General features: G+C 71.7%; 16 protein-coding genes. 5 read left to right on the top strand and 11 right to left on the bottom strand.

Annotation, left to right across the window (positions count from 1 at the left end; translation table 11 throughout):
• Positions 1 to 381: 381 nt before the first annotated feature.
• The 4 genes from fis to prmA all read right to left on the bottom strand — a co-directional run bounded on the left by fis (position 382) and on the right by prmA (position 3208).
• Positions 382 to 654 (bottom strand): DNA-binding transcriptional regulator Fis, encoded by a 273-nt coding sequence (gene fis, locus AC1PMG_RS19690; protein WP_010343856.1) that lies wholly within the window; start codon positions 652 to 654, stop codon positions 382 to 384.
• Positions 655 to 770: 116 nt separating this feature from the next.
• On the bottom strand, positions 771 to 1628 hold the full coding sequence (locus tag AC1PMG_RS19685) for a DUF3426 domain-containing protein (RefSeq protein ID WP_481109970.1): 858 nt from the start codon (positions 1626 to 1628) through the stop codon (positions 771 to 773).
• A gap of 126 nt (positions 1629 to 1754) precedes the next feature.
• Positions 1755 to 2201 (bottom strand): helix-turn-helix transcriptional regulator, encoded by a 447-nt coding sequence (locus tag AC1PMG_RS19680; RefSeq protein ID WP_481109969.1) that lies wholly within the window; start codon positions 2199 to 2201, stop codon positions 1755 to 1757.
• 86 nt (positions 2202 to 2287) lie between these two features.
• On the bottom strand, positions 2288 to 3208 hold the full coding sequence (gene prmA, locus AC1PMG_RS19675) for a 50S ribosomal protein L11 methyltransferase (protein ID WP_481109968.1): 921 nt from the start codon (positions 3206 to 3208) through the stop codon (positions 2288 to 2290).
• A gap of 560 nt (positions 3209 to 3768) precedes the next feature.
• Between prmA and AC1PMG_RS19670 the strand changes: the two genes are divergently transcribed.
• A complete protein-coding gene (locus tag AC1PMG_RS19670; RefSeq protein ID WP_481109967.1) occupies positions 3769 to 4695 on the top strand; it encodes a hypothetical protein in 927 nt (308 codons plus the stop codon).
• A complete protein-coding gene (locus tag AC1PMG_RS19665; protein ID WP_017911500.1) occupies positions 4692 to 5048 on the top strand; it encodes a hypothetical protein in 357 nt (118 codons plus the stop codon). The genes AC1PMG_RS19670 and AC1PMG_RS19665 overlap by 4 nt, the downstream gene beginning before the upstream one ends.
• A gap of 76 nt (positions 5049 to 5124) precedes the next feature.
• Here the strand turns inward: AC1PMG_RS19665 and AC1PMG_RS19660 are convergent, their stop codons facing one another.
• Complete coding sequence (locus tag AC1PMG_RS19660; RefSeq protein ID WP_481109966.1) at positions 5125 to 5898, bottom strand: SDR family oxidoreductase; 774 nt, start codon at positions 5896 to 5898, stop codon at positions 5125 to 5127.
• 99 nt (positions 5899 to 5997) lie between these two features.
• Between AC1PMG_RS19660 and AC1PMG_RS19655 the strand changes: the two genes are divergently transcribed.
• Positions 5998 to 6891: an AraC family transcriptional regulator gene (locus AC1PMG_RS19655; RefSeq protein WP_481109965.1), complete on the top strand. Its 894-nt coding sequence runs from the start codon at positions 5998 to 6000 to the stop codon at positions 6889 to 6891.
• A 214-nt stretch (positions 6892 to 7105) separates the two neighbouring features.
• Here the strand turns inward: AC1PMG_RS19655 and accC are convergent, their stop codons facing one another.
• From accC to aroQ, 4 genes are all read right to left on the bottom strand, one after another.
• Complete coding sequence (accC, locus tag AC1PMG_RS19650) at positions 7106 to 8470, bottom strand: acetyl-CoA carboxylase biotin carboxylase subunit (RefSeq protein ID WP_048489337.1); 1365 nt, start codon at positions 8468 to 8470, stop codon at positions 7106 to 7108.
• Positions 8460 to 8894, bottom strand: coding sequence for a four helix bundle protein (locus AC1PMG_RS19645; protein ID WP_481109964.1), 435 nt, complete (start codon positions 8892 to 8894; stop codon positions 8460 to 8462). The genes accC and AC1PMG_RS19645 overlap by 11 nt, the downstream gene beginning before the upstream one ends.
• A 20-nt stretch (positions 8895 to 8914) precedes the next feature.
• Positions 8915 to 9397 (bottom strand): acetyl-CoA carboxylase biotin carboxyl carrier protein, encoded by a 483-nt coding sequence (gene accB / locus AC1PMG_RS19640; protein ID WP_481109963.1) that lies wholly within the window; start codon positions 9395 to 9397, stop codon positions 8915 to 8917.
• A gap of 104 nt (positions 9398 to 9501) precedes the next feature.
• On the bottom strand, positions 9502 to 9948 hold the full coding sequence (gene aroQ / locus AC1PMG_RS19635) for a type II 3-dehydroquinate dehydratase (RefSeq protein ID WP_148827978.1): 447 nt from the start codon (positions 9946 to 9948) through the stop codon (positions 9502 to 9504).
• Between the two features lie 323 nt (positions 9949 to 10271).
• Here aroQ and AC1PMG_RS19630 point away from each other — a divergent pair, with 323 nt between their 5' ends.
• Together AC1PMG_RS19630 and AC1PMG_RS19625 are read left to right on the top strand one after the other, a co-directional pair.
• A complete protein-coding gene (locus AC1PMG_RS19630) occupies positions 10272 to 12230 on the top strand; it encodes a glycoside hydrolase family 84 protein (RefSeq protein WP_481109962.1) in 1959 nt (652 codons plus the stop codon).
• A 447-nt stretch (positions 12231 to 12677) separates the two neighbouring features.
• The gene (locus AC1PMG_RS19625) at positions 12678 to 14075 is read left to right on the top strand and encodes an FAD/NAD(P)-binding protein (RefSeq protein ID WP_342074260.1); all 1398 of its coding nucleotides are present in this window, start codon (positions 12678 to 12680) and stop codon (positions 14073 to 14075) included.
• Between the two features lie 214 nt (positions 14076 to 14289).
• Here AC1PMG_RS19625 and AC1PMG_RS19620 read toward each other — a convergent pair whose 3' ends face one another.
• Together AC1PMG_RS19620 and AC1PMG_RS19615 are read right to left on the bottom strand one after the other, a co-directional pair.
• Positions 14290 to 14880 carry a TlpA family protein disulfide reductase gene (locus tag AC1PMG_RS19620; protein WP_481109961.1) on the bottom strand — a complete coding sequence of 197 codons (591 nt, stop codon included), beginning with the start codon at positions 14878 to 14880 and terminating at the stop codon, positions 14290 to 14292.
• Positions 14877 to 17174 (bottom strand): protein-disulfide reductase DsbD family protein, encoded by a 2298-nt coding sequence (locus AC1PMG_RS19615; RefSeq protein ID WP_481109960.1) that lies wholly within the window; start codon positions 17172 to 17174, stop codon positions 14877 to 14879. Before AC1PMG_RS19615 ends, AC1PMG_RS19620 begins: the two co-directional genes overlap by 4 nt.
• Position 17175: the final 1 nt, after the last annotated feature.

Raw genomic sequence — 17175 nt, 5'->3', positions numbered from 1 at the left:
ATCGCGACTGATCGCGCATGAGGACAGCATGGCTTCCGTACCCGCATCTTCAGACAGTGTCGCGTCGGGGCTGAAGCCCCTCCCACAGTAGCGAGGCGCGCGGTTCGGCGTTCGGTGGTTTCTTCGCCGCGGTAGTGCGTTCGCTATCGCCTGGGCGGGTTTCAGGCGTCGCGGCTGAAGCCGCTCCTACGAGGGCGATGTACCGGCGCTACAAGCTGGGTTGCCGTGTGTGTCGGATCGCTTGACAGTCAAGTCATGCAGGACAGCACGCTGCTTCCCGCTTCCCGCTTCCCGCTTCCCGCTTCCCGCTTCCCGCTTCCCAGCTTTTCACCAGCCGCAGGCTGGTCATCCCGAATCCCGAATCCCCAATCCCGGCTTCACTCAGGCCAGCCCGTATTCCTTGAGCTTCTTGCGCAGGGTGGCGCGGTGGATGCCCAGCAGCGCGGCGGCGCGGCTCTGGTTGCCTTCGCAATGGTTGAGCACTTCCACGAACAACGGGATCTCCATCTCGCGCAGCACGATCTCGTACACGTCGTCGGCGTCGCAGCCGTCGAGGTCGCGCAGGTAGCGGCGGACCGATTGCGCCACGTGTTCGCGCAGCGGCGGCTTCGGCGCGCCGCGACTGGAGTCAGGACGAGTGGTGGCGGCGTTCAAGTTCGACGGATCCCCGGATGACAGCGGCGCCGGACGGCAGGAGGGCCGGCGCGGGGGGACGAGTCTAGCGCGTGGCCTGCGCCGCTGCCATGGCGTAGTGCCCGAACGCAGCGTTCTCAGTGGAAATCGAAACTGAATGCCGCAGTCTCGGCGGCCGGTTCGCGCACCTGGAACGCGATCTGTGCGCTCTGTCCCGGCGCCAGTGTGGCGCTGTCCGGCCGTGCGCGGCCCAGGTACTCCTGCGGGCGCAGCACGCGGCTGCCGATGGTGCGGCCGTCGGCGTCGGCCAGCGACAGTTGCAGCAGCGGCCAGGCCTGCGCCCAGCGCGCATCGTTGCGGAAGGTCGCCTGCACCTGCAGGGTGCCGGCATGGCCGGGCAACGGCCGCACCTCGCGGCTGAGCATGGTGAAGGCGGCCGGCTCGCGCCAGGCCGGCACGCTGCAGCGCAGGACCTGGCAGACCCCCGCCACCCATGGCCGCCAGCGCGCGTCGGTGCCCAGGCGCTGGCGATCGGCGATCAGGATCTGCAGCGCCAGCAGCAGGCCCAGCCCGGCCAGTGCGATCCACTGCCAGGGCGCGGCACGCAGCACCGGGCGGCGTTCGCGCGGACCATGCAGGAAGCTGGGCGCGGCGGCGGCGGACACTGGCGAGGTGGGGGCGGTCGCGGGAGTCGCGGCCGTGGCCGGTGCCAGTGCGGGGTCCGTCGCCGACGCGGGCGGCAGCGCTTCCAGGTCGCCCGCGTCAGGTGCGGCGTGGACCGCGTCGCCCTCGTCCTCGGCCGGCTTCACGTTCGCAGACGCTGGCGAGACGCTCGGCGCGACGGGCGGCGCTGCGGTGTCGGTCAGCGGCGTCGCGGTTGCCGGCGCGTCACCGCCCGCCGCCGGCGCGACCGGGGTCTCGCCCTGTGTGGCGGACGGATCGGGCTGACGCAGCAAGGTGGCGAGGCTGGGGCGGGGCGGGGTGCGATCGGGCATGCGCGCGGGCGACGACGGCGAGAGCCGTATTCAAGCACGCGCCGGCTGGATCTGCAGTGCGCTGCCGGTGGATCGTGGCCTTCGTCAGCGCTGGACGCTCTACGGAGCGAGGGTCCCGCGGCGTGCTCAGCGCGACTTGCGGGTGTCGAGCAGGTCCAGCAAGCCGGCGCGCTGGCGCGGGCTCAGGTTGTCGAAGCGCTCCAGCAGGCGCAGTTGCTGGTCGGTGAACTGGTAGTGGCTGGGCAACTCGCCGATGGCCGCGGCGTCCACCGCCATCGGTTCGCCGAACACGCGCTCGCCACGGCCGGTGGCCAGGTACTCGAAGTGCAGCCCGCTGCGGCGGGCCAGGGCGATCAGGTGCTCCAGCGCCGGCGCGGTGCCTTCGGCCATTTCCCACTGCGCCACGGCGCTGCGGGTCACGCCCAGGTCCAGCGCCAGGGCCTCCTGGGTGAGGCCGGTGAGCTTGCGCGCTTCGCGCACCCGTTCGTACAGCTTGCTGTTCACACGCACCTCCGCAGGGGAGGCGAGATATAGCCGCGCCGGCCGCTGCGCTTGGTTCGCAGCGCTGTCCATCAGTTAAATGTTAGCGATACTGTCTCTAGCGCAATGGGCCGGCTGGTCTTGCGGTGGGCCGCGCCCGGGCGTGGCCGTACCCCGGTTCAGTCCCGGCGCACGCCGTCGATGCGCATCCAGTCGCCGTCCTGCTCGGTGCGCAACTGGGTGAACCACGGCGCGTAACGCTGCAGCAGCTCCTGTTCCTGGCCGTGCAGGATGCCGGACAGGGCGATGCGCCCGCCTGGGGCCACGCGCGCGGCCAGGGTCGGCGCCAGCGCGTCCAGCGCCGAGGCGAGGATGTTGGCCACCACCACCGGATAGGTGGCCGCCGGTTCGTCGGCGGGCAGGTACACCGCCAAGCGCTCGCCCACGGCGTTGCGTTCGGCGTTGTCGTGGCTGGCCAGCAGCGCCTGCGGGTCGTTGTCCACGCCCACCGCGGCGGCGGCGCCCAGCTTCAGCGCAGCCAGCGCCAGGATCCCCGAGCCGCAGCCGAAATCGAGTACGCGCGCCTGCGCCAGGACGCCGTCGGTGGCCAGCGCGTCCAGCCAGCGCAGGCACAGCGCGGTGGTCGGGTGGGTGCCGGAGCCGAACGCCAGGCCCGGGTCCAGGCGCACCACGGCGGCATCGGCGCCGCTGGCGTCCTCCGGCAGGTCGTGGTTCCACGGCACGATGAAGGTGCGCGCGCCGAAGCGCATCGGCTGGAACTGGTCCAGCCAGGCCCGTTCCCAGTCCTGGTCGTCGACCTTGCGGAACGTGGCCTGGGTCCAGTCCAGTCCGGGGTCGAACGCCTCCAGCGCGGCCAGCAGCACCAGCGCGTCCTGCTCCTCGGGGAACAGCGCGGTGAGGACCAGCGTGCCCCACAGCGGGGTTTCGCCCACGCCCGGTTCCAGGATCGCGCGTTCGTTGCTGGTGTCGGCGTCGGCATCGAGCAGGGTCACCGCCAGCGCGCCGACATCCTCCAGCGCGGTCTCGTAGCGGGGCTGGGTGGCGTCGGTGCAGCGCAGGGTCAGTTCGAGGAACGGCATCGGTCGGTGGGGCAACGAGGGGAAGCGCGCATCTTAGACGGGCGGCGGGCTTCGCGCTGGAGGCTGTCTGGCCGGCGAAGCGGAGCAGGGCGTGCGTGTCGGCGGGTGACGCACGCCCCACGTCCAGACGGCCGTGTTCGCAATGCGCCCACGCGAGGGTGTGCGCGGCGTCGCGCCGCTGCCGCGGTTCGCCGAGAGGGCCGGAGCGTCATCGTGTCCGGCCGTATTCCCGCGCGGCCGGCGCCCGCCCGCCGACAGGACCGCGGGAACCGCTGTCGGGGATGCGATGCGGCCGGCCCCTGTCCAGCCCGCCTGCGCCGGCCGGCTGAAAGGATCCGACAACGCCGTCAGGCGATGCCAAGACCGGGACTGCGGCGTGGTGCCACGACCGCCGCCGTCTGCCGTTCGTCCGTGCCGCCGCTCCGCGCGTCCGTGCACCGGTGCCGCCGCCCGCATTTGGCGCATGCCGCGGCCGTGGCCTGGGGTAGACTGCCGGCTCGCAGCGGCCGGGCGACAGGGGGTCCGGCTGCGCTTCTGCCCGTTGTCCGGCTCTTTCGCGCATGCCCGTCGTGTCCCGTCCAACCTGGCTGTTGCTGGCGCCCGCCGCGCTGTTGCTGGGCGTGGTCGCCTATCGCGTGCTGTCGCTGCCGGCTGCACCGGCGGCGTCCGTGCCGGCGACCGCGGTGGCGGCCGCTGCCGCCCCTGCGCCTGTCGCGTCGGCCACCACGTCGCTGCCGGCGTCCACGCCAGGGCGCCGGCGTGGGGACGCCGAGGGCGAACGCGGCGCCGACCTCTATCGCGCCGCGCAGCAACTGTCGATCGCCGCCGCGCACGGCGACCCCGAGGCGTCCTGGCGGCTCAGCCGCATCTACGACTACTGCGCCGGCTATGCGATGGACCCGGTCGGCTACGGGGCCGATACCCGCGCGATCGCCGACGCGCGCCTGCCGACCTCCGCGCAGATGGTGCAGGCGCGCGCCCGCGTCGGCCGCCGCTGCGCCGGGTTCGCGCCCGGCGACGGCCTGACCCGCCAGGCCATCGTCGCCCAGCGCATACAGGCTGCGCGCGGCGGCAACCTGGCCGCCGAAGCGGCGCTGCTGGCGCTGGGCCAGCCGTTGCATGCCGGCGCCGAGTACAAGCGCGATCTGGTCGCGCGGGTGCGCGCCTCCGGCGATCCCGATGCCTACGTGGCGCTGTCGCCGGCGATGGGCCTGGCCGCCAGCGGCGACGACAGCCTGGACGGGCGCGTGGCCGGCACCCAGTTTTCCGAATTGGCCTGGCAGTTGGCCGCCTGCAGGCTGGGATTGGATTGCGGCCCGGACAGCGAGTTGATGACCCGCTATTGCGCCAACGGCGGGATCTGCTCGCGCGACCCCACCCAGGACTTCAGCAGTTTTGTTTACGACGCCGCGGTGCCGCGGCAAGGCACGGACACGATGAACGACATGGTCAATCGATTGGTGGACAGCAAGGGAGCAGGCTCATGAATTACCGGCGATGGCTGCACGGCGCCAAATTCTGGTTCTGGGTCCTGGCCTTCGTCGCCTATTCGGCGGCGGCGGCGGGCCTGTTGCTGATCGACACCGCCGAGCAGCGCTACCGCGGCCTGTCCAAGGTCGAACTGACCACCGCGCACGCCGCGCCGGACGTGCGCCGCGCCGGCGCCGCGCAGGTGGCGGCGATCTACCGCGCAAACAGCGGCATGCCGTTCTCCACCCTGGCCCCGGGCAGCACCTTCCAGATCGTCTGGCCGGACGGCTCCACCGAGACGGTGATGATCGTCAGCCCGACCTCGAGCCTGGGCGTGGAGCCGGTGGCGGGAACCCAGCAGGGGAAGTAGCCGGGAGTGGGGAACCGGGAATGGGGAATCGCAAGAGCGGGTTCCCGGATCCTGTGAGGTCGTCGCGATTGGGAGATCAGCGCTGTGTGGCGGGCGCCCGGTGCGGCTGGGGTTGCGCGGACAGTGCCAGGGCGTCGGCGCCGGCGGGGTAATGCAACCGGTCGCTGGCGTCGTTGGCGGCGTCCCAGATCGCCTGGGCCACTTCGCTGGGCGTGGTCACCGCTGCCGGTTGGCCCAGGCGCGCAAACACCTCGTCGGCGAAGGGCGCATAGGCGTCCGGGATCAGCCCCTGCATGCGCTGCTGCCCATTGGCGGTGAAGCGGGTGGACGGCCCGTAGCCGGGTTCCACCAACTTGACCCGCACGTCGAACGCCGCGAGTTCGTGCGCCAGCGACGCGGTGAAGCCCTGGATCGCGGTCTTGCTGGCCGTGTATGCCGCGACCAGCGGGAACGGCGCCAGCGTGGCGCTGGAGGTCACGTTGACGATGACGCCGGCGCGTTGCTGGCGGAACTGCGGAATCACCGCCTGGCACAACGCCATCGTGCCGAAGGTATTGGTCTCGAACACCGCGCGCACGGTCGCCATCGGCGTGGCCTCGAACGCGCCGAACAGACCGATGCCGGCGTTGTTGACCAGTGCGTCGATCGGGCCGGTGGCCGCCAGCGCGTGCGCGATGCTGTCGGCATCGGTCACGTCCAGCGCCAGCAGGCGCAGTTGCGGCGACTCTGGCAGCAGCCCCTGCTGCGGCTGGCGCATGCTGGCGACGACGTTCCAGCCTTGCGACAGGAACTGGCGCGCGGTTTCCAGGCCGTAGCCGGAGGAACAGCCGGTGATCAGGACGGTCTTCATTGCGTTCTCCAGGAGTGGGGGATTCGGGAGGACACGATAGGCGCGGGAACCCGGATGATCGATAATCGAGAATCCGCTTCGCTTTAGTCGTCGTCCGAAATGCACGATCCGCTCTCCGATGTCGTGCGCCTGCTCCACCCCAGAGCAGTGTTCGCCAACCTGATCAGCGGCAAGGGGCGCTGGGCGGTGCGCTATGCCGCGTACGGGCAACCGGGGTTCTGCATCGTCCTGGAGGGCGGTGCGGTGCTGGCGGTGGACGGACACCCGCCGATCGCGATCGGGGCGGGGGACTTCGTGCTGTTGCCGACCACGCCGGCGTTCACCCTGTCCGGCGTCTTGCCGGCGCCGCCGGTGTTCATCGATCCGCAGGTCGTTGCGGGCGGGCAAGGCGAGTTGCGCCACGGCGAGCAGGGCGGTGCGCCGGACATGCTGGCCTTGGGCGGCGCCTTCCTGTTCGACAGCGCCAATGCCGGGCTGCTGGTCTCGCTATTGCCGGCGGTGGTGCATGTGCAGGGCGCAGGCCGCCTGATGCACCTGGTGCGGATGGTGGGCGAGGAGTACCAGGACAGGAAACCGGGCAACGACTACATGTTGTCGCGGTTGGTGCAGATGCTGCTGGTCGAGGCCATGCGCTGGACCAGTGCGGGCAATGCGCCGCCGGGCCTGCTGCGCGGCCTGGGCGACGCACGGCTGGCGCCGGCGCTCACGCAGATCCACGCCCGCATCGATCACGCCTGGACCGTCGGCGAACTGGCCCGGGTGGCGGCGCTGTCGCGCTCGACCTTCTTCGAGCGCTTCACCCGCACCGTCGGCGTGGCGCCGATGGCGTACGTGCTGGCCTGGCGCATGCAGGTGGCGAAGGACCTGCTGCGGCGGGATGGGGCGAGCGTGGCCGACGTGGCGCAGCGCGTCGGTTACGGCTCCACCAGCAGCTTCAGCGTCGCCTTCAGTCGCCACACAGGCGAATCGCCCAGCCGCTACGTCAGGCGCTGATGCAGGACGCGCTGGCGATGCCGCCGCGGGACAAGCGAGTACCGGGGTGCGTCTCCGGCACCCCGCAAACGCATCGGCGACAGCCGAGGGCGGCTCACGGCCCTGCCGCCATCACCAGGAACGGATCAGGACCCGAACTCCGCCTTGCGAATCCCAGCGTTCAACAGCCGCAGGCAGGTCATCTCGAATCCCGAATCCCGAATCCCGGCCTCTCCTACAACGCGATCGACTTGTTCTTGCGCTCGGCCAAACGCTTTTCCAGGTAGTGGATGTTCTGGCCGCCGGCCTGGAAGCCCTTGTCGCGCATGATCCGCTGCTGCAGCGGGATGTTGGTCTTGATGCCGTCCACCACCATCTCGCTCAGCGCCACGCGCATGCGCGCGATCGCGGTCTCGCGGTCGGGGCCGTGCACGATCAGCTTGCCGATCATCGAGTCGTAGTTCGGCGGCACCTTGTAGCCGCTGTAGATGTGCGTATCCACGCGCACGCCGGGGCCGCCGGGCGGGTGGAAGCCGGTGATCAGGCCCGGGTTGGGCATGAAGGTTTCCGGGTCCTCGGCGTTGATGCGGCACTCGATCGCATGGCCGCGCAGGACGATGTCCTTCTGCTTGATGCTGAGTTTGTGCCCGGCGGCGATGCGCAGCTGCTCGCAGACCAGGTCGATGCCGGTGATGCGCTCGGTGACCGGGTGCTCCACCTGGATGCGCGTGTTCATTTCGATGAAGTAGAAGCGGCCGTTCTCGAACAGGAACTCGAAGGTGCCGGCGCCGCGGTAGCCGATGCGGATGCAGGCGTCCACGCAGACCTTGCCGATCTCGTTGCGCAGTTCCTCGGTGATGCCCGGTGCCGGCGCTTCCTCCACCACCTTCTGGTGGCGGCGCTGCATCGAGCAGTCGCGCTCGCCCAGGTGGATGGCGTTGCCCTGGCCGTCGGCCAGCACCTGGATCTCCACGTGGCGCGGGTTCTCCAGGAACTTCTCCATGTACACCTGGTCGTTGCTGAAGGCGGCCTTGGCCTCGGACTTGGTGGTCTCGATCGCGGCCTTCAGCGCGGCCTCCGAGTGCACCACGCGCATGCCGCGGCCGCCGCCGCCGCCGGCGGCCTTGATGATCACCGGATAGCCGATCTCGCGGGCGATCTTGGTGTTGGCGACGATATCCTCGCCCAGCGGGCCGCCCGAGCCGGGCACGCACGGCACGCCGGCGGCCTTCATCGCGCGGATCGCCTCGACCTTGTCGCCCATCAGGCGGATGGTGTCGGCCTTGGGCCCGATGAAGATGAAGCCGGACTGCTCCACGCGCTCGGCGAAGTCGGCGTTCTCCGACAGGAAGCCGTAGCCGGGGTGGATGGCCTGGGCGTCGGTGACCTCGGCCGCGGCGATCAGCGCCGGGATGTTGAGGTAGCTCTCCGACGAGGGCGCCGGGCCGATGCACACCGACTCGTCGGCCATGGCCACGTGCTTGAGGTTGCGGTCCACGGTGGAATGCACCGCGACCGTGCGGATGCCGAGCGTATGGCACGCGCGCAGGATGCGCAGCGCGATTTCGCCGCGATTGGCGATGACGACTTTATCGAGCATGGGATTCGGGATTCGGGATTGGGGATTCGTAAAGGGCGCCGGCATCGCGCAGGTGTCGCGAATCGTCCAGCGTGCGGATCAATGCGTTGAGCCTGGAGAACGTGCGGTTCAAGAGATCATGGGTTGCCGCGTCGGTCGCACAGAATTGCAGCCGTATCGCGATCTGCAGTTGCGTATCCAACTCCGCCAGCGAGCCTCGCGCCATCGACAGATAGCGCAGGTATTCGGCGGTGGAGCGCCGCGCGGCACCCTCCGCGATGTTGGAGGGAACGCTGATCGCGGCGCGCCGCATCTGGGCCGTCAGTCCGAAGCGTTCGGCATCCGGGAAATCCTGGGTGAGCCGGTAGGTCGCTTCGACCAGCGCCATCGCGTCGCGCCAGACGTCCAGGCGCTCGTGCGGCCGCTGTTGCGAATCCCGAATCACGATTCCCCAATCCCAGCGTCTCAGCCAATCACAAACAACGGCTGATCAAACTCCACCGGCTGGCCGCTTTCGCCCAGGATCGCGACGATGGTGCCGGAGACGTCGGCTTCGATCGGGTTGAACATCTTCATCGCCTCGATGATCGCCAGGGTCTCGCCGGCCTTGACCGCCTGGCCGACGCTGACGAAGGCGGGCTTGTCCGGCGACGGCGAGGTGTAGAAGGTGCCGACCATCGGCGCGCGCAGCACGTGGCCCTCGGGCAGGGCGTTGCCGGGCTTGGCGCTGCCGCCGGTGGAGGCTTCGGTGGGCGAGCTCATCGGCATCGGCGCGGCCGCGGCCGGCGCGGCCGCGGGGGCGGCGGCCACGTACTGCGGCGCGCTGGCGGTCATGCCCTTGGGGGTGCGCGCCAGGCGCACGCTTTCCTCGCCTTCCTTGATCTCGATCTCGGCGAGATTCGATTCTTCCAGCAGGTCGATCAGCTTCTTGATTTTGCGGAGATCCATAACGGCCTCGTGAGGTGACTTTGAAAAAGACCGGGCGCGCGGCCCGGGGACTCAGACGGGGGTGTGCGGCGCCGTTGCGGCGCGGCGGCAGGCGTGGAGGCGGTTCATGCGGCCGCTCCCAGCCGGGTCAGTGCCGCGTCCATCGCATAGCGGTAGCTGTCGGCGCCGAAGCCGCAGACCACGCCGACCGCGTGGTCGCTGAAATAGCTGTGGTGGCGGAACGGCTCGCGGCTGTGCGGGTTGGACAGGTGGATCTCGATGAACGGGATCGCCACCGCCGCCAACGCGTCGCGCAGCGCCACCGAGGTATGGGTGAAGGCGGCCGGGTTGATCAGGATGAAGGCGGTGCCGTCGCCGCGCGCGGCCTGCACCCGGTCCACCAGCACGTGCTCGGCGTTGGACTGCAGGCTCTCCAGCGCGTGGCCGGCGGCGCTGGCCTGGGCCTGCAGCGCGGCATCGATCTGCGCCAGGGTGGCATGGCCGTACACGCCCGGCTCGCGGGTGCCGAGCAGGTTGAGGTTGGGGCCATGCAGCAGCAGCAGTCGCGCCATCGGGAACAAAGCAGCGGAAAGGGCGGCAGTCTGCGCGAAGCCGGCATTGCTGTCCAGTTCGGCGAAGTTGCGGGTGTTTTAAACAAATGTTTGATTCTGCCGCCCGGCCGCGGCGTGTTTGCGGCGGGGACGATGGGCATCGGCGGCGCGCGGCGGCGAGCGCTGGCGCTTACGTTTTATGTCGCATCCCGCGCGCGGCACGCAAGTGTCGCTGCAGCATGGGACGCCTGCATTGCAGGCGCTGGTGCCGGGGCGTGGCGACGCTGCCGAAAGTGGTATATACCATTCGAAAATCACTGAAATACCAATCAGGGAGTGGGCGCATGCGAACCGATCGTGCTGGCCGTTGCGGCCTTGGCCGCTCCATCCTGGCGTTCGCGCTGCTGGCCGGGGCGAGCGCTGCGCCGGCAGTGGCGGCGGCGCCGGCGACGCTGCCGGCGGTGTACCCGGCGCCGACCGCGCTGCGCCTGCTCGGGCCGGAGTTGGCGCTGGGGCCGTCGGTGGTGCTGGTGCAGGCCGGCACGCCCGATCCGGCCAGCGAGGCGCTGGTGCGTACGGTGCTGCGCGAGGCCGGGGTCTCCCGCATCCGCCGCGCCAGCGCGCTGCCGCGCGACCCGCAGGCGGTGTCGGTGGTGCTCGGCACCGTCGACGCGGCGCCGGTGCGCGACGCGCTGGCCGCGATTGACCTGGACGTGCCGGAGCGCGCGGAAGGCTATGCGCTGGGCAGCATGGCCAGCGGCCAGGGCACGTTGATCGTGCTGGCCGGCCGCGACGACGCCGGCCTGTACCACGCGGCGCAGACCTTCCGGCAGCTGGTCGCGCACGGGCGCATCGCCGCGGTGGCGGTGACCGACGCGCCGGCGATGCCGGTGCGCGGCACGATCGAGGGCTTCTACGGCAAGCCGTGGAGCATGGCCGAGCGCGCCGCGCACCTGGCGTTCCTGGCGCGGTTCAAGGCCAACACCTACATCTACAGCCCCAAGGACGACGTGTTCGCGCGTGATCGCTGGCGTGCGCCGTACCCGGCCGCCACGCTGGCGGCGCTGGGCAAGCTGGCCGCGGTGGCCAACCGCGAGCACATCAACTTTGTCTACGCGCTCTCGCCGGGTCCGTCGATCTGCTACAGCGACGCGGCCGACCTGCAGGCGATCCGGCGCAAGTTCGCCGCGCTGCGCGCGCGCGGCGTGCGCAGCTTCTACATCGCCTTCGACGACATCGAATACACCAAGTGGAACTGCCCCGGCGACGCCACCGCGTTCGGCCCGGCCGGCGAGCAGGCCGCGGCCACCGCGCAGGCGCGGCTGCTCAACGCGGTGCAGGCGGACATCGCCGCGGCCGGCCACGGCGCGCTGATCATGGTGCCGACCGAGTACTTCAACGTCACCGAGTCGCCGTACAAGGCGACCTTGCGGCAGGCGTTGGACCCGCGCGTGGTGGTGCAGTGGACCGGCACCGACGTGGTCCCGGCCTCGATCTCGGTCAGCGATGCGAAGAACGCGACCAAGGCGTTCGGGCGCAAGACGCTGCTGTGGGACAACTACCCGGTCAACGACTTCGCCGAGACCGCCGGGCGCCTGCTGCTGGCGCCGTACGACCGCCGCCAGGCCGGGCTGTCGACGGAGCTGAGCGGCATCGTGTCCAACCCGATGAACCAGGAAGTGGCCAGCCGGCCGGCAGTGGCCGGGTTGCTCGCCTTCGCCTGGAACGACCGCGGCTACGACGCGCAACGCACCTGGCGCGCGGCCGCGCGCGACCTGGCCGGCGGCGATGCGCAGGTCGCCGACGCGCTGCTGACCTTCTTCGACACCCAGCACCTGGCGCCGACCTTCGGGCATCTACCCTGGCAGCCGCAGGCGCCGCGACTCAAGGCGCTGATCGACGCAGCCCGCGACGCGCTGGCCGATGGCGATCCGGCCGCCCGCACCGCGGCGCTGGCCGCGCTGGGCCAGGCGGCCGACGACCTGGCGGCGGCACCGCAGCGGATCCGTGCCGGCACCGCCACCGGCGCGTTCGTGGCCGAGGCGGCGCCCTGGCTGGATGCGACCGCAGTGTGGGGGCGCGCGCTGCGCCTGAGCGTGGACGGGCTGAACCAGGCGCTGGCCGGCGATCCGGCGGCCGGGCAGGCCTTCGCCACCGCCGGGCAACTCGCCGCGCAGGCCGCGGCGATCCCGTCCATCCCCGGCGCCACCCGCTTCGGCGGCCCGGTCAAGGTCGCCGACGGCGTGCTCGACACCTTCGTCGCCGATGCGCCCGGCCTGGTGCAGCGTCCGCCGGCGCGTTAGCGGCGGCGTGCTGGGCCGGATCGGCGCGCCACGGCGCTCCTTGCCGACGGCCCACCTGTTGCGCGGCCGACGCCAGGTCCGGCGCGGCACGTTGCCGATCCGGCCCGTGCGGTGTCCGACGCAAGCGCAAGGCGGCGGGCGGGCGGCGTCGTTGCCGGCGATAACGCGCGGAGCTTGATCCCCCGCGGCGACGCCGCGCGAGGAGGCCGCAACCGCGAGCCGCGAGGTCGCGCCATCGGTACATGCCGGCCGAGCGCTTGCGTGTCTGCCGCGGCGCCAGCAGCCTTCGGCTTGGCCTTGCGGATCGCCGCGCGGCCTGACTCATGGGCATCGCCCATGTGCTGATGCCGCATCGCCATGGCGATCGGCGCACGCATTAACCGAGGGTTTACACCTCCGGCGGGCATCCCGGGCACAAAGAACGCCCGACCGGCCAAGGTGCGAGCCATGCGAATTGCGATCATCGGCGCAGGATTCTGCGGCAACGTGCTGGCCGCGACGCTGGCCAGGCAGGGCGCCGCCCGCCACATCACCCTGGTCGGCGTGGCCGACACCTACGGTCGCGGCATCGCCTACGGTGCGGCGCGGCCGGAACACGTGTTGAACGTGCGCGCCAAGGACCTGGGCGTGGACCCGCAGGATCCGGGTGGCTTCGCCGACGCCCTGCAGCTGGATGCCGCGCAACGCCTGCAGTTCCTGCCGCGGCTGCTGTACGGCCGCTACCTGCAGCAGCACCTGGACGACGCGCTGGCGACGTCGCCGGTCGAGGTGGCGCGGGTGAGCGAGGAGGCGGTGGCGGTGGAGCGCGATCCCGACGGCTTCCGCCTGTTCCTGGCCAATGGCGAGGCCGTGGTCGCCGACGTGGTGGTGCTGGCGATCGGTGCGCTGCCGCCGGCGGCGCTGCCGGGCATCGGCCCGCGCCTGGCGGTGCATCGCCGCTACATCGGGTGGCCGTGGCAGGACGGCGTGCTGGACGAGGTGCCACCGCAGGCGCGGCTGTTGCTGGTCGGCACCGGCCTGACCATGGCCGATGTGGCCCTGACCCTGCGCCGGCGCGGACACCGCGGCCCGATCACCGCGCTGTCGCGGCGCGGCCTGGCGCCACAGGCGCACCTGGCGCTGCCGGGCGCGCCGGTGAGCCTGCCGCCCAGCGTCGTGCAGGCGCTGCGCAGCCACGACCTGCGCGGTCTGGTGCGCAGCCTGCGGCAACTGACCACGGTGGTGGAGGACTGGCGCTGCGTGGTGGATGCGCTGCGTCCGCACCTGCAGCCGTTCTGGCAAGGCTTGGCGCCGGCGGCGCGCGCCCGCTTCCTGCGCCACCTGCGGCCGTACTGGGAAGCGGCGCGGCATCGACTGGCGCCGGCCGCGGCGGCCGCGCTGGCGCAACTGCAGGCGCAGGGCCAGCTGCGCATCCGCGCCGGGCGCCTGCTGCGCGCGCGGCTGGGCGAGACCGCGGTGGAAGCGGTGATCCGCGATCGCGCCAGCAGCAACGCGCGCACCGAGGACTTCGACGTGTTGATCCGCGCCACCGGGCTGGACACCGACGTCGCCCGCACCAGCCATCCGCTGGTCGCCACGATGCGCGACGCCGGCCTGCTGCAGGCCGATCCGTTGGGCCTGGGGCTGCAGGTGGACGAGCGCCTGCGGGTGCGCGACGGCAGCGGCCATCCGGTCGCCGGGCTGTATTGTCTGGGGCCGCTGCTGCGTGGCGTGCTGTGGGAGATCACCGCGGTGCCGGAACTGCGCACCGCCGCGCAGCGCCTGGCCGAGGAGCTGGCGACGCTGGCGCAGGTGCGGGCCGGGAATGGCAGTGTTGGCGAAGCGTGGCAGCGGCAGGCGTTCTAGCGCCGCCGCCACAGCTACCGCGTGCGTTCGCGCTGTCCTGTAGGAGCGGCTTCAGCCGCGACGGGCGTTACCGGGGAAGAGCGCGGCGTCGGGGCCGACGTCTCTGCCGCACGGGTGTCTCCAGCGTGGCTCGAGCCTTCAGCCAAGACGCATGCGTGCGAATGGCTGTCGCGGCTGAAGCCGCTCCTACGAGAAGGGGCGGAGAGGCGGCGCGTTAACGCGACGGATGCGCATCGCCCACCCAGCCCTCGACCTCGCCCGGCGCGAACGGGCCGAGCTTCTGCTTGACGATGCGGCCGTCGGCGTCGATCAGCACGCTGTACGGCAGCAGGCCCTGGGTGTCGCCCAGGCGCACGCTGGCGTCGGCCGGGCCCGGGGTCTCCAGCGCGATCGGGTAGCCGATCGGCACCCGCTGCAGGAAGGCGCGCACGTCCTCGGCACGGTCCAGGGCGATGCCCAGCACCTGCAGGCCGTCGGCCGGCTGCGCGCGGGCCAGCCGGTCAAGTTCCGGCATCTCGCGCACGCACGGCTCGCACCAGCTTGCCCAGACGTTGACCAGCAGCGGCCGGCCGCGGAACTGCGCCAGGGTCAGGTGGCCGCCGTCGAGCGTGGGCAGGCGCAGCGCCGGGGCCAGATCGCCCGGGCGCGCTGCGGCCACCGGGGCCGCAGCGGCAGGACCGCTGACCGGTGCCTGCGCGGCCGAGGCCACAGCCGGCGTCCGCCGTTCCCACCAGTGCGCCGCCGCCACGCCGAGCACCGCCGCCACCGCGGCGACCGCCAGCAGGCGCGCGCTGGCGGGGGTCATCGCGCGGCGCGCAGCAGGGCGTCCTCGACCACCGCCTGGCTCAACACCGGCGGCAGCACCGTCGGCGGTGCGCCGGGGCCGTAGACCACGTACAGCGGCACGCCCACCGCCTTGTGCTCGGCGAGGAAGGCGCTGATGCGCGGATTCTCGTTGGTCCAGTCGCCCTTCATGTACACCGCGTCCACCCGCTTGATGGTGTCGCGGAAGGCGTCGCTGTCGAACACGTTGCGTTCGTTGGCCTTGCAGGTGACGCACCAGTCGGCGGTCATGTTGACGAACACCACGCGGTTGTCGGTGCGCAGGCGGTCGAGCATCTGCGGCGAGTACGCCACGGTGTTGCGCTCGACGCTGGCGCTGGGCGGCGGCAGCCGGGTCACGCCCCAGGCCGGCAGCAGGGCGGCCAGCAGCAGCACGGCGGCCAGGCGCATGCCGGTCTTGTGGTCGCGCCAGCGCGCGCGCTCGAACCACCACAGGCCCAGCGCCAGCAGGGTGGCGCCGATCAGCAGCAGCGCCACCGCGTCCACGCCGCGCTGCTTGCCCAGCACCCACAGCAGCCAGATCGCGCTCAGGTACATCGGGAACGCCAGCACCTGCTTGAGCGTCTCCATCCAGGCGCCGGGCTTGGGCAGGCGCCTGGCCAGCGATGGCACGAAGCCGATCAGCAGGAACGGCAGCGCCAGGCCCAGGCCCAGGGTCAGGAACACCAGCATCGCCATCGCCGGCGGCGCGGTCAGCGCATAGCCCAGCGCCGGGCCCATGAACGGGCCGATGCAGGCGCTGGACACCACGCAGGCCAGCACGCCGGTGAAGAAGTCGCCGACCGGGCCGCTGCGCGTGGACAGCGACTGGCCGACGCCGCCGAGGTTGGCGCTGAGGGTGAACACCCCCGACAGGCTCAGCCCGACCACGAACATCAGGTACACCAGCACCGCGACGAAGCCCGGGCGCTGCAGCTGGAAGCCCCACAGCAGGCGTGCGGCCACGGCGATGCCGCCGACCACGGCGAAGGAGGCGAGCACGCCCAGCGTGTACCACAGCGCATGGCTGCGGGCGCGGCCGCGGCTCTCGCCGCTCTGCGCCAGGCCCAGCACCTTCAGCGACAGGATCGGCAGCACGCACGGCAGCAGGTTCAGCAGCAGGCCGCCGCCGAGCGCCAGCAGCAGGATCCACAGCAGGTTCTGCGTGGCCGGCGGCGGTGCGGCGCTGCGCGCGGCGTTGTGCGCCGAGGCGTCCGGCGTCGCCGGCAGGGCGTCGGCGGCCGTGGCCGCGGCCGCGTCGTTGGCGTCGGCCTGGCGGCTGTCCAGCGGCGTCACCAGCAGCGGGCTGACCTCGGCCTGGTCGGCCGGGGTGACGGTGCCCTTGGGCAGCGCCAGCTTCACCCGCCGGGTCATCGGCGGGTAGCAGATGCCGTCGGTCTGGCAGCCCTGGAAGGTCGCCACCAGGGTCGCGGCGGTGGCGTCGGCGCGCTGGCGCTGCAGCGGCACGGTGACCTCGGTCTGGTCGAAGTACACCACCACGTTGCCGAAGTGTTCGTCCTGGTGCGAGCTGCCCTTGGGCCAGCGCGGCATGCCGGTGCGGATGCCGGGCGCACCCTCCAGCGCCAGCGCGGTGCGGTCGCGATACAGGTAGTAGCCGGGCGCCGGGGTGAAGCGCAGCAGCAGAGTGTTGCCGTCGCCGACGATGGCTTCGAACTGGAACGCCTGGTCCGAGGGCAGCGGCAGGCCCTGCACCGCCGCGGCGCCGGGGCCGGGACCGAACAGTGGCTTGGCGCCGTTGCCTGCGCCCGGGCCGCTGCCCGGCAGCCCGCCCGTCGCGGCCGGTGGCGGCAGTGCCGGCGCGGGATCGGTGGCGGCCGTGGCGGCCGGCAGGGTGACCTCGAGCAGGCGCTTCTGCGGCGGATAGCACACGCCGGCATCGGCGCAGCCCTGGTAGCGCACCTCCAACTGCACGCGGCTGGTGCCGGGATCGGCGACGCCGCTCTGCACCGCGTTCAGTTCGTCGCGGTAGGTCTCCACCTCGCCGAAATACGGGTCGGTCTTCTTGTGGCCGGCCGGCAACTGCAGGGTCGGGTTCGGCTTGAAGCCGCCGATCACCTTCACCGCGATGCGGTGCCGGTACAGGTAGTAGCCCTTGGCGATGTCCCAGTGCAGCGCGATGCGGCCGCGTTCGGGCGCCTGTGCGCTCAGCGCGAAGGCCTGGTCCACCGGCAGCAGGTCCTTTTCGCTGATCGCCAGGGCGGGGAAGGCGGCCACGGCCAGCAGGCACAGGGCGGCGAGGCGGTGCAGCAGGGTCATT

It is taken from the genome of Xanthomonas sp. NCPPB 2250, assembly GCF_056725265.1.
The sequence above is the reverse complement of the archived record's forward strand: the minus strand, read 5'-3'. Positions and strand labels throughout refer to the sequence as shown.